Raw genomic sequence first — 12,282 nt, 5'->3', positions numbered from 1 at the left:
CCAACCTCGATCCGATCGCAACGCCCCCGAAGTGGGGCGTTTTTCGTTGGCAACGCTCCTCGTTTCCACTTTCGGTTTCAACGATTGACAATAATACGTACGTACGTATTATTTCGCTATGTCCAGAAAATCGATACGCGAAAATCTTCTGAAGGCGGGCGATCAGCTCGTATGGAACACAGGCTACGCCGGCACCGGCGTGCGCGACATCGTCGAGGTTGCGGGCGCCCGTCCCGGGTCTTTCACCAATCACTTCGCTTCGAAGGAAGACTTCGTCATCGAAGTGCTCGATCGCTACTTCGCCTATGTCTCGGGGCTCGTCGAAGAGGCGCTTGGCGACAGAAGCGTGCGCCCGGTCGATCGGCTTCGCCGCTATATCGACCTCATCACCGGCAAGCTTGCCGATGCCGACTACAGCCGCGGCTGCATGATCGGCAATCTCAGCCTCGAAGCCTCGTTCGACAACGAAAGGCTTCGTGCGCATCTGTCGAAACTCTTCGAGACCTGGCGGGCCCCTTTCGAAGCCTGCATCGCCGAAGGGCTGGAGAAGGGCGAAATTACGCCGCTCGGCTCGGCGGCCGAGCTCGCCGATTTCCTGCTCAGCGCCTGGCAAGGGGCGATGCTGCGCATGAAGGTTGACCGGAGTCCGGCGCCGCTTGCGACCTTCAGGAAGATCGTTTTTTCAACAGTGTTTGATGGAGGAAAGCATGCGTGACGAGACATTCGCAGCCGGCAAATCGTTCGTCGATATCCTGGGATCGTCGATGGCCTATGTCGAGCAGGGCTCGGGGCCGACGGTCCTGTTCCTGCACGGCAATCCGACGTCGTCCTACATCTGGCGCAACATCATTCCGCATGTGGCTGCGATCGGACGCTGCGTCGCGCCGGATCTGATCGGTTATGGCCACTCGGCCAAGCCCGATATCGACTATTCCTTTCTCGACCAGTTCCGTTATCTCGAAGCCTTCGTCGAAAAGGTCGTGCCCGGTCCGCTCTTTCTCGTCGCTCAGGACTGGGGAACTGCACTCGCCTTTCACTTTGCTGCGCTTTATCCGGAAAAGGTACTGGGACTGGCCTTCATGGAGTACATCCGGCCGGCCGAGACATTCGACGCCTTCCATCAAAAGCCGCAGGCGCGCGAATTGTTCAAGGCGTTCCGTACCCCTTGTGTCGGTGAGCGATTGATCCTGGAAGAGAACGTCTTCATCGAGCGGGTGGTGCCGAATGCGATCCTGCGCAAACTGAGCGATGAGGAAATGGATGCCTATCGTTCGCCGTTTCCGGACCCGGCCTCCCGTCGCCCCGTGCTTCGGTTGCCACGCGAACTGCCGATCGAGGGCAGCCCGAGCGAATTCCACGCGATCAATGGCGCGGACCATGCGGCCCTTCGCGCTTCGCACTATCCGAAACTGTTGTTCTCGGGCGATCCGGGCGCCCTGATTTCTCCGGCGGAGGCGGAAGCCTGTGCCGGTGCGCTCGCCGATTGCCGTCTCGTGAAGCTCGGAGCGGGTGCGCACTATCTGCAGGAGGATCATCCCGATGCAATCGGCACGTCCATTCGAGCCTGGATACTCGATCTACAGCGGGAGGCGGCGGCCTAGTCCGCCGCTTTCGCCCCAAGCCTGTCCAGCATCTCCCGGGTGAGCGATTGCCTGACGTTTGCGAGGTCTCGCCACGGATCGCATCCGCCTTCAATGCGCGCGAGAATGTCGGGGATATGAAAGCTATTGGCGGACTTGAGATCGGCAAGTTCGTCCCAGCTGGTGGGCGTGGCGACCGGTCCGCCGGGCCGCGCCCGGGTCGAATAGGGCGCGACCGCGGTGGCGCCGCGCTCGTTTCTCAGCCAGTCGATGAAGATCACGCCCTTGCGCTTCTCCTTCGACATGGTGGCGATGAACTTTTGCGGTTCGCGCTCGGCGAAGCCTTGCGCAAAGGCTTTGGCAAAAGCCTTTGCTTCCGGCCAGGTGGCTTGGGCAATCAAGGGTACGATGACATGGACGCCCTTGCCGCCCGTGACCATCGGCATCGACTTGAGCCCGATCTCCGTGAGCGCTTCGCGCAAGGCGGTGGCGGCGTCCTTCACGGTCGTGAAATCAAGACCTTCATCGGGGTCGAGGTCGAAAACGAGGCGATCGGGCGTTTCCAGCGCGTCGAACCGCGAGCCCCAGATGTGGAATTCAAGCGCTCCCATCTGCACCGCGGCGATCAAGCCTTGGGCATCCTGCACATACATGTAGCTCTCGGTTTCGCCGGAGCTCTCCCTGACCGGGATTTCCCTGATCTCCTGCGGAAAGCCATCGCCGGCATGCTTCTGGTAGAAGCGCGGCCCCTTTAGCCCTTGGGGCGCGCGCACCAATGACAGCAGGTGGCCGGCGGCGAAAGGCAGCATGCGATCGGCGACCGCCGCGCAGTAACGGGCGAGATCCCCTTTGCTGATGCCCCGCTCCGGAAACAGGATCCGTTCCGGATGGCTGATCCTGACGCCGGAAACGATCTCTTCGGACGCAGCGGAATGTGCCTTGGCGGCGGGCGGCTTTTGCGCCCTGGCCGCCGGTTTGGCTTTGCCGCTATTCGTGGATGCCTTTCCGGAACTGGTCATTTGCTCACCCGGGATCAGTTGCACGGCCGTCGACTTCGGGGTCGCCTTTGTGATGGGCATGGTGGCAGCGCGACCGTCAGACTATCGCGAGAACGGCAGCTTTTCGCAACGCCTCGTCGTGGATCCGCTTGTCGCCGGACAACGTGGCCGGCCAGTGTAAGTTCCGCCGCTCCGGTGAGACTGCAAAGACACACTGCGGTAACGGTCTCTTAACCATAATGGTGTCTTAATCATCGCATCAGGATTTGTGCAGTGCACGTCATCCTTTGACCAAAATTGACGGCAAGAAGGCAACCTAAAGCTAATTAAGGTCGCGATGGTGCGATCTGCGGCGGTGCCGGGCACTCTTGCAAACAGGACGTTTGGGCTACCCGGTCACGAGCATGAACCGCTCTTGCCGGGTGTTTGGATTCGGGGACTGAAGACGATGGAACAGGTTGGATTGGCCGCTGCGACGCACGACGTGAGTCTCTGGTCGCTATTCATGCAAGCGGGCTTCGTCGTGAAGCTGGTCATGCTGGGGCTGGTGGCAGCCTCCGTCTGGACCTGGGCGATCGTCGTCGACAAGACGCTGAACTACGGTCGCGTTCGTCGCCAGCTCGACAGCTTCGAGCAGGTGTTCTGGTCGGGCCAGTCGCTGGAAGAGCTCTACCGCACGCTCGCCGACCGGCAGACCGCCGGCATGGGTGCGATCTTCGTATCGGCCATGCGCGAATGGAAGAAGAGCTTCGAGCGCGGCGCCCGTTCGCCGATCGGCCTGCAGATGCGCATCGACCGCGCCATGGACGTGACCCTTGCCCGTGAATCGGAATCGCTCGAAGCCCGCCTCGGCTCGCTCGCGACCATCGGCTCGGCCGCCCCGTTCATCGGCCTCTTCGGTACGGTTGTCGGTATCATGACCTCGTTCCAGGCGATTGCCGGCTCGAAGTCGACCAACCTTGCGGTCGTGGCGCCCGGTATCGCCGAGGCGCTGCTCGCCACCGCGATCGGCCTTCTCGCCGCTATCCCCGCGGTTATCGCCTACAACAAGTTCTCGGCCGACGCCGGCAAGCTCTCGGCCCGCATGGAAGCCTTTGCTGACGAGTTCTCCGCCATCCTGTCGCGCCAGATCGACGAGAAGCTGCAGAGCCCGCGTCAGGCCGCACAATAATCGCCAGAGAATACGGAGACCACGCTGATGGGTATGTCGGTTGGCGGAGCCAAGGGTTCGGGTGGCGGACGTCGTCGCCGCGGCGGCAAGAAAGCCATGATGAGCGAGATCAACGTGACGCCGTTCGTCGACGTCATGCTCGTGCTCCTGATCATCTTCATGGTGGCAGCACCGATGATGACGGTCGGCGTGCCGATCGACCTGCCGGAAACGCAGGCAAAGGCGCTCAATTCCGATACGCAGCCGATCACCGTCTCGGTCAACCCGGCCGGCGAGATCTACCTGCAGGAAACCGCGATCGCCATCGACGAAGTGGTGCCGAAGCTCGAGGCGATCGCCACCACCGGCTACAACGAGCGCATCTATGTGCGCGGCGACACCAATGCCGACTACGGTACGGTCATGAAGGTCATGGCCCGCATCTCGGCCGCCGGTTTCAAGAACCTCGGCCTCGTCACGCTGCAAGAACAGGAAAAGTGATCGTCCACGATGAAGGGCAGTCTCGCTACATCTGCTGTCCTCCACGCCATGGTCTTGACCTGGGCGCTGGTGTCGCTTGGCAGCCCGGCTGACTTCCAGGTCGCCGACGTCGAGGCTTTGCCTGTCGACATCGTTCCCTATTCGGAAATGACCCAGGTTCAGCAGGGCGACAAGAAGGCTCCGAAGAAGGAGACGTCGTCGCCGGTTCCGACCAAGCGTCCGGAGACGAACCAGCCAGCCGAAAACATCGGCGACAACGACACGGACCTGAAGACGCCGCCGACGCCGAACGCCAAGCCGTCGAAGAGCGAAGCCACGGCCTCGCCTGAAAAGAACGAAAAGCCCGAACCGACGCCCGATCCGGTCGAGCAGGAAATCAAGAAGGTCGAGGAGAGCAAGCCTGCCTCGGAGCCCGCGACCGAAGTTGCAGCCCTGCCGGAACCCAAGCAGGAAGTGAAGCCGGAAACGAAGCCCGATCCGGCGCCCGCCGAAGAAAAGCCGGCCGAGAACCCGGAAGCCGAAGCGCTGCCCGAGAAGGTGCCGACGCCGGCTGCAAAGCCGAAGGTCGAAAAGCCGGCGCAGAGCGCAAAGACGCCGGAGCGCAAGAACGAGGCGACGCCGAAGGAACAGAAGAAGGCGGCTTCCACCGAGGAAAGCAAGTTCAACGCCGACGAGATCGCAGCGCTGCTCAACCGGCAGGATCCGTCCGCCGGTGGCGCCAAGCGCTCGACGCAGGAAGCGGCTCTCGGCGGCAAGAAGACGATCGGCGTGGGCTTGAGCGCCAACGAGATCGACGGCGTCAAGGGCCAGATTCAGGGCAACTGGTCGCTGACCCCAGGCCTGACCGGCGTTGAGGAAGTTCGCGTCACGGTCCGCGTGCAGCTCGACCCGTCGGGCAACATCGTCGGTACGCCCGAGGTTACCGCAACCGGCGGCCCCGAAGGCACCCGCCGCGCCGTTGAGAGCAGCACCTTGCGCGCGATCCGTCGCTCGGCGCCGCTACAGAATCTCCCGCCTGAAAAATATGAGGGCGAAAAAGGATGGAATACCCTCGTGCTGAACTTCGACCCCTCGGAATTCGCACTCTAGAGCTGCCGGGATTGGAACCCATGCCGGATAGCACCCCAACCCTGCAAACCCTTCGTACGAAGCTGAAAGGCTTGTCCCTATGATCAAGGTCTCTCTTATCCGCGCCATGATGGTGGCCGCGGGCATGTTAGCCGCCGTCGTGGCGGCGGTGACACCGGCAAATGCTGAAGTTGAAATCAACATCAACAAGGGCAACGTCGAACCGCTGCCGATTGCTGTTACCGACTTCCTCCAGGGCGAACTCGGTCAGAAGATTTCCGACGTTGTCGCAGCCGATCTGAAGCGTTCGGGCCTGTTTGCGCCGATCAACAAGGGTGCCTTCATCGAGAAGATCAGCAACCCGGACGCGACGCCGCGCTTTGAGGACTGGAAGGTCATCAACGCACAGGCGCTCGTCACCGGCCGCGTGACGCAGGAAGGCGACGGCAGGCTGAAGGCGGAATTCCGCCTGTGGGATACGTTCGGCGGCTCGCAGATGACCGGCCAGCAGTTCTTCACCCAGCCGGAAAACTGGCGCCGCGTCGCCCACATCATCGCCGATGCCATCTATGAGCGCATCACCGGCGAAAAGGGCTATTTCGACACCCGTATCGTCTATGTCGCCGAAAGCGGGCCGAAGACGGCACGCAAGCGGCAGCTCGCCATCATGGACCAGGACGGCTTCAACGCCCGTGCGCTCACCAATTCCAACGACATCGTTCTGACGCCGCGCTTCTCGCCGAACCGCCAGGAAGTCACCTACATGTCGTTCGAAAACCAGCAGCCGCGCGTCTACCTGCTGCAGCTGGAAACCGGCCAGCGCGAGGTCGTCGGCAACTTCCCCGGCATGACCTTCTCGCCGCGCTTCTCGCCGGATGGCCAGCGGGTCATCATGAGCCTGCAGCAGGACGGCAACGCCAACATCTACACGATGGACCTGCGCTCGCGCACGACGACGCGCCTCACCAACACCGCGGCGATCGACACCGCACCGTCCTATTCGCCCGACGGCAGCCAGATTGCCTTTGAAAGCGACCGCGGTGGTCGCCAGCAGATCTACGTCATGGGTGCCGACGGCTCCGGCCAGCGCCGCATCTCCTTCGGCGACGGCTCCTATTCGACGCCGGTATGGTCTCCGCGTGGCGACCTCATCGCCTTCACCAAGCAGTCGGGCGGCAAGTTCTCGATCGGCGTGATGAAGACCGACGGTTCGGGCGAACGTATCCTCACGACCGGCTTCCACAACGAAGGCCCGACCTGGGCGCCGAACGGCCGCGTCCTGATGTTCTTCCGCCAGGGCGCCGGCTCCGGCGGGCCGCAGCTCTACTCGATCGACCTCTCCGGTTACAACGAGCAGCTGATCCAGACCAAGGGCTTCGCATCCGACCCGGCCTGGTCGCCGCTGCTTGAATAGGGTGACCCGATTTGCGGCGGAGATTGTGGCAGCGGTGCCGCTTTCTCGCCGCAAAGTGCTGGTCTAGCAGGGCCCGGGCCGAAATTATCGATTTGTTAACCATAACTGTTGAAAAGCGATTAACCGCTTCCGGTTACAGTCTGGCAACCGTGAATTCAGACACTTCTCAAGGAGACCGGCGTATGAGCCGAATTGACACCCCGGCCGCAGGCCGCATGCAGACCATCGCTCGCAACCCGGTCATGATCGCCCTGGTCATGACGCTTGCCCTGGCTGGCTGTGCATCGAAGAAGAACCTGCCGGGCAGTGCTGGCGAACTCGGTCTCGGCGGCGCCGGTTCCGCAACGCCGGGCTCGCAGCAGGACTTCACCGTCAATGTCGGCGACCGCATCTTCTTCGACACCGACTCCACCTCGATCCGTGCCGACGCACAGCAGACGCTCGCCCGTCAGGCTCAGTGGCTCGCCAAGTATCCGAACTACGCGATCACCATCGAAGGCCATGCCGACGAACGCGGCACGCGCGAATACAACCTGGCGCTCGGCGCCCGCCGTGCGGCTTCCACCCGCGACTACCTGATCAGCCAGGGCGTTCCGGCGAACCGCATGAAGACGATCTCCTACGGCAAGGAAAAGCCGGTTGCCGTTTGCGACGACATCTCGTGCTGGTCGCAGAACCGCCGCGCGGTTACCGTTCTCGGTGGCGCCGGCATGTAATGATGCCGTGGCCGCGCGTCTCGCGTGGCCGGGAATCGATGCGTGATCGCGCAAGACACATCGTGTTCCCGAGATCACAGATCGCTAAAATTAAAAGGGCGGCCCTCGGCCGCCCTTTGCTTTTTTACCACACTTTGGCCGAACTCCGTTGCTTTTTCAGGGTAATTGGAAAACTGTGCGGCAATCACCCAGTTGACTCGGCGAGATGTATTGCGGGCCCCGGCTCAAGGGTGGGACAACCGGTATTCGAACAGGACAAATGAAATGAAGAAATTTGTCGTGGCGGGCCTGATCGGTCTTGCGACCCTTGCGGGTCTCGGCCAGACGGCGAACGCCATGCCTCTTTCAGGGCTGCTGGCCCGAACGGCTGACACCAACGCGTCAGCGCAGCAGAAGCTGCCTGTGGTGAAGGTGCAGTCGGCCGAAACCGCACGGATTGGCCAGCTCGAGGAACAGATCCGCTCGCTCAACGGGCGTATCGAGGAAATGAGCTTCCAGCTCCTGCAGATGCAGGAGCAGATCCGGAAGTTCCAGGAGGACAACGAGTTCCGCTTCCAGGATCTGGAAAGCGGCAAGGCCTCCCCGAAGAAGAGCGGCGCTCTGCAGACGCCGAAAACCAGCGATCAGGCGTCCGTCACCCCGGGGGTGACGGATAGCCAGACCATGGCGCCGGCAGGCGGCGGCAACGACATGGCGTCGTCGGGCGTTTCGCCCGGTGCGGGCCAGGGCGCCACCGGCGCTGCGCCGCCCTCGACGCTCGGCCAGATCGTATTCGACGAAAACGGTAATCCGGTCGCAGCCACCACCGACACGCAGCCGGGCGCCAATGCCACGCTACCGGGTGTCGATTCCGGCGCACCCAGCGATGGCGGATTGAACAGCAATCCCGGCAGTCAGCAGACGGCGTCTCTCGACAACCCCGGCGACCTCTATCAGTCGGCCTACGGTCATGTCCTCTCGGGCGACTACAGCACCGCCGAACAGGAATTTGGCGACTACCTGGCCGCGTTTCCCAATGGCGACAAGGCGGCCGATGCCAGCTTCTGGCTGGGCGAGGCCCAATATTCGCAGGGCAAATACAGCGACGCTGCCAAGACCTTCCTGAATGCGCATCAGGCCCACGGCAAGTCGCCGAAGGCACCGGAAATGCTGCTGAAGCTCGGCATGTCGCTGGGCGCGCTCGACAACAAGGAAACTGCCTGCGCAACGCTGCGCGAGGTCAACAAGCGCTATCCCAAGGCCTCGCCCGCGGTGAAGGCGAAGGTGACGAGCGAGCAGAGCCGCTTTGGCTGCTGAGGCTCAAGCGCCGACGGCCGTTGTCGAAACGGCAAAACGATTTCTCGCCTCCTTTCTTCGCCCGATGCGCATCCTCGTCGCCATCTCCGGCGGGAGCGACTCCAAGGGCCTGCTTCTCGCCCTGAACGAGGCGATCGAGGCAGCCGAACCCAACAGATTGTCCCTGGTCGCGTGCACGGTCGATCACGCCCTGAGGCCGGAATCGGCCGAGGAAGCGCAAGGCGTTGCCGCGTTCTGCGCAAGCATCGGCGTGCCGCACCTCACCATGCGATGGGATGGCCCCAAACCGCTGACCGGCATTCAGGCAGCCGCGCGCGCGGCGCGCTATCGCCTGCTGGCGGATGCCGCCGAGCGGCTCGAGGCCGGCTGCATCGCCACCGGCCACACCGGCGACGACCAGCGCGAAACGATCCTGATGCGGACGCAAAGGGCGCAGGGGCCGGGTGCCTCCGGCATGGCGAGCGCCACCCTCTACGATCGCCGGATCTGGGTGCTGCGGCCGTTCCTCGACCTCGAGCGGGCGTCGATCCGCGCCTTTCTTGCGGCCCGCAGCGCGACCTGGTTCGATGACCCGAGCAACGCCAACCCGGTTTTCGAGCGGGTGCGTGCCCGCGCTGAACTGGCGCGATCTCCGCAGGCGAAGGCGGGCGCATGGGATGCGGTGGCCAGAGCCCGGTCGTCGGCAAGAGCCGCCACCCTCATCGCCCGACACGTCCGCGTGCATGCGGGCCTGGTGGCGGAAATCACGCGCACCCCGGCCGAGGAACGCGACGTCGACTGGCAGCGGGCGCTGCTGGCGCTGGTGGCCGTCATCGGCGGTCGTGCGCATATCCCTGCCGCCGACACTGTGGAGCGGCTGACGACGTTTCTGCAGCAGGCAACACCCGGCCGGCTGACCGCCGGGAGATGCGTGTTCGACCGGCGTTCGAGCGGGCTCTACCTCTATCGCGAGGCGCGGGGTCTGCAGGCTTTGAGGCTTGCGGGCGGCGAGACCGGACTGTGGGACGGTCGCTTCCGTGTGCACAATGGCCGAGACGCTCCGGTCTCCGTGGTGGCGGAAGGCGGGCGTGGACCACAACAGCAGAGACTTATTGCCGCAGGCCTGCCACCGGGCGTTGCCGGCCGTGCGTCGCTCTCGGCGCCGCAGATACTCGCGGAGAACGGTGAAAGTGTCGCATCCGTCACAATCGAGCCGCGGATCGGGCTCTACGACACCTTTTTGCCGGGTTTCGACCGGATCATGGCCGATCGGATCGCCGGATTGTTCGGACGAGCGCATTATCCTCCGCCGCCGGTTCACGATCTATTGACAGAAATGGAACGGTAGCCGGCGGTTTGCCTTGGCAATACGTCACCAGAACCCTATGTTAGGGAGCAAGACAGCGGCTCGCGAAATGCGCGGGTCGTGACAGGTTCCGGGGAGTTCGATGAACCCTAATTTTCGTAATCTTGCCCTTTGGGCAATCATAGCGCTTCTGCTGATCGCGCTGTTCAGCATGTTCCAGCAGCCGACGGAGCGCACCGGCTCGCGCGAGATTCCGTTCTCGCAGTTCCTCAAGGACGTGGATGCGAGCCGCGTCAAGGAAGTGGTCATCACCGGCTCGAAGGTGATCGGCAGCTACTCCGAAAGCGGCGCAACCTTCCAGACCTATGCGCCATCCGTTGATACGGCGCTCACCGAGCGCCTCGAGGCCAAGGACGTGACGGTCACGGTTCGCCCGGAAACCGACGGTTCGTCCGGGTTCCTCAGCTATATCGGAACGCTTCTGCCGATGCTTCTGATCCTCGGCGTCTGGCTGTTCTTCATGCGCCAGATGCAGGGCGGCTCGCGTGGCGCCATGGGCTTTGGTAAGTCGAAGGCAAAGCTTCTGACGGAAGCGCATGGCCGCGTCACGTTTGACGACGTCGCCGGCGTCGACGAAGCCAAGCAGGATCTGGAGGAAATCGTCGAATTCCTGCGCGACCCGCAGAAGTTCCAGCGCCTTGGCGGTCGTATTCCGCGCGGCGTGCTGCTCGTCGGTCCGCCCGGTACCGGTAAGACGCTACTTGCCCGCTCGGTCGCAGGCGAAGCCAACGTGCCGTTCTTCACGATCTCCGGCTCGGACTTCGTCGAAATGTTCGTCGGCGTCGGCGCCAGCCGTGTGCGTGACATGTTCGAGCAGGCCAAGAAGAATGCGCCCTGCATCATCTTCATCGACGAAATCGACGCCGTCGGCCGCCATCGTGGCGCCGGTCTTGGCGGCGGCAACGACGAGCGCGAACAGACGCTCAACCAGCTGCTGGTCGAGATGGACGGCTTTGAAGCCAACGAAGGTATCATCCTGATCGCTGCGACCAACCGTCCTGACGTTCTCGACCCGGCCCTTCTACGTCCGGGCCGTTTCGACCGCCAGGTCGTCGTGCCGAACCCGGATATCAACGGCCGCGAACGCATCCTCAAGGTGCATGTGCGCAACGTGCCGCTGGCGCCGAATGTCGACCTCAAGGTGCTCGCCCGTGGTACGCCCGGCTTCTCCGGTGCCGACCTCATGAACCTCGTCAACGAGGCTGCCCTGATGGCCGCCCGGCGCAACAAGCGTCTTGTCACCATGCTCGAGTTCGAGGATGCCAAGGACAAGATCATGATGGGCGCGGAGCGCCGTTCGTCGGCGATGACCGAAGCCGAGAAGAAGCTGACCGCCTATCACGAAGCCGGTCACGCGATCCTGGCGCTCAACGTTCCCTCGGCCGACCCGCTGCACAAGGCGACGATCATCCCGCGCGGTCGCGCGCTCGGCATGGTCATGCAGTTGCCGGAAGGCGACCGCTATTCGATGAGCTACAAGTGGATGGTCTCGCGTCTTGCCATCATGATGGGCGGTCGCGTCGCCGAAGAGCTGACCTTCGGCAAGGAGAACATCACCTCCGGCGCATCGTCCGATATCGAGCAGGCCACCAAGCTTGCCCGCGCGATGGTGACGCAATGGGGCTTCTCCGACCAGCTCGGCCAGGTTTCCTACGGCGAGAACCAGCAGGAAGTCTTCCTCGGCCACTCCGTTGCCCAGCAGAAGAACGTGTCGGAGGCGACCGCCCAGAAGATCGACAACGAAATCCGTCGTCTGATCGATGAGGCCTACGAGACCGCGCGCAAAATCCTGACGGAGAAGAACCACGAGTTCGTGGCGCTTGCCGAAGGGCTGCTCGAATACGAGACGCTGACCGGCGAAGAAATCAAGGCGCTGATCCGCGGAGAGAAGCCGGCACGTGATCTCGGCGACGACACGCCGCCGCATCGCGGCTCGGCCGTTCCCTCGGCCGGCGCCAAGAAGGAAGGTTCGGCCGGCAGCAAGGGCGAAGAATCCGAAGGCGGGTTCGAGCCGCAGCCGCAATAACCGACGCCTCTCGGCCATGTATTGGAGCCGCCGTTCCTTGAGTGGAACGGCGGCTTTTCGTTGGCGGTTCGGCGTCTGGCATTTGGTAACGGGATGTAATGATTTCTGATGCTAGGCTTGCTGCCGTTTGCTGCGCTTTTGTGTCAAAGAAGACTCATGTGTCTTGCGATCGCATGCCATGGTCCGGC

At 63.0% G+C, this 12,282-nt stretch carries 10 protein-coding genes and 1 pseudogene; 10 read left to right on the top strand and 1 reads right to left on the bottom strand.

Features of this window, described 5'->3' with window-relative positions; genetic code table 11:
* Positions 1 to 118: 118 nt before the first annotated feature.
* The gene (locus C1A35_RS11730; RefSeq protein ID WP_104664498.1) at positions 119 to 715 is read left to right on the top strand and encodes a TetR/AcrR family transcriptional regulator; all 597 of its coding nucleotides are present in this window, start codon (positions 119 to 121) and stop codon (positions 713 to 715) included.
* A complete protein-coding gene (locus C1A35_RS11725; RefSeq protein ID WP_199772919.1) occupies positions 708 to 1,601 on the top strand; it encodes a haloalkane dehalogenase in 894 nt (297 codons plus the stop codon). The genes C1A35_RS11730 and C1A35_RS11725 overlap by 8 nt, the downstream gene beginning before the upstream one ends.
* Here C1A35_RS11725 and ligD read toward each other — a convergent pair.
* Positions 1,598 to 2,557: pseudogene (gene ligD / locus C1A35_RS11720) on the bottom strand (non-homologous end-joining DNA ligase); the annotation flags it as partial. The gene C1A35_RS11725 and the pseudogene ligD sit on opposite strands and share 4 nt — an antisense overlap.
* 469 nt (positions 2,558 to 3,026) lie before the next feature.
* Here ligD and tolQ point away from each other — a divergent pair.
* From tolQ to ftsH, 8 genes are all read left to right on the top strand, one after another.
* Positions 3,027 to 3,749, top strand: coding sequence for a protein TolQ (gene tolQ / locus C1A35_RS11715; RefSeq protein ID WP_077959801.1), 723 nt, complete (start codon positions 3,027 to 3,029; stop codon positions 3,747 to 3,749).
* Between the two features lie 27 nt (positions 3,750 to 3,776).
* The gene (tolR, locus tag C1A35_RS11710; protein WP_034806246.1) at positions 3,777 to 4,229 is read left to right on the top strand and encodes a protein TolR; all 453 of its coding nucleotides are present in this window, start codon (positions 3,777 to 3,779) and stop codon (positions 4,227 to 4,229) included.
* 9 nt (positions 4,230 to 4,238) lie between these two features.
* Positions 4,239 to 5,318, top strand: a complete 1,080-nt coding sequence (locus C1A35_RS11705) for a hypothetical protein (protein ID WP_104664495.1) — start codon at positions 4,239 to 4,241, stop codon at positions 5,316 to 5,318.
* A 106-nt stretch (positions 5,319 to 5,424) separates the two neighbouring features.
* Positions 5,425 to 6,711 carry a Tol-Pal system beta propeller repeat protein TolB gene (tolB, locus tag C1A35_RS11700; protein WP_234822859.1) on the top strand — a complete coding sequence of 429 codons (1,287 nt, stop codon included), beginning with the start codon at positions 5,425 to 5,427 and terminating at the stop codon, positions 6,709 to 6,711.
* 182 nt (positions 6,712 to 6,893) lie between these two features.
* Positions 6,894 to 7,427: a peptidoglycan-associated lipoprotein Pal gene (gene pal / locus C1A35_RS11695; protein ID WP_104664493.1), complete on the top strand. Its 534-nt coding sequence runs from the start codon at positions 6,894 to 6,896 to the stop codon at positions 7,425 to 7,427.
* Between the two features lie 264 nt (positions 7,428 to 7,691).
* Positions 7,692 to 8,723 (top strand): tol-pal system protein YbgF, encoded by a 1,032-nt coding sequence (ybgF, locus tag C1A35_RS11690; protein ID WP_104664492.1) that lies wholly within the window; start codon positions 7,692 to 7,694, stop codon positions 8,721 to 8,723.
* A gap of 64 nt (positions 8,724 to 8,787) precedes the next feature.
* Entirely contained in the window at positions 8,788 to 10,050 is a 1,263-nt protein-coding gene (gene tilS, locus C1A35_RS11685) for a tRNA lysidine(34) synthetase TilS (RefSeq protein ID WP_104664712.1), read from the top strand.
* 100 nt (positions 10,051 to 10,150) lie between these two features.
* Complete coding sequence (gene ftsH / locus C1A35_RS11680) at positions 10,151 to 12,094, top strand: ATP-dependent zinc metalloprotease FtsH (RefSeq protein ID WP_104664491.1); 1,944 nt, start codon at positions 10,151 to 10,153, stop codon at positions 12,092 to 12,094.
* Positions 12,095 to 12,282: the final 188 nt, after the last annotated feature.

The sequence above is a fragment of the Ensifer adhaerens genome (assembly GCF_002940685.1).
Lineage (GTDB): Bacteria > Pseudomonadota > Alphaproteobacteria > Rhizobiales > Rhizobiaceae > Ensifer > Ensifer adhaerens_E.
The sequence above is the reverse complement of the archived record's forward strand: the minus strand, read 5'-3'. Positions and strand labels throughout refer to the sequence as shown.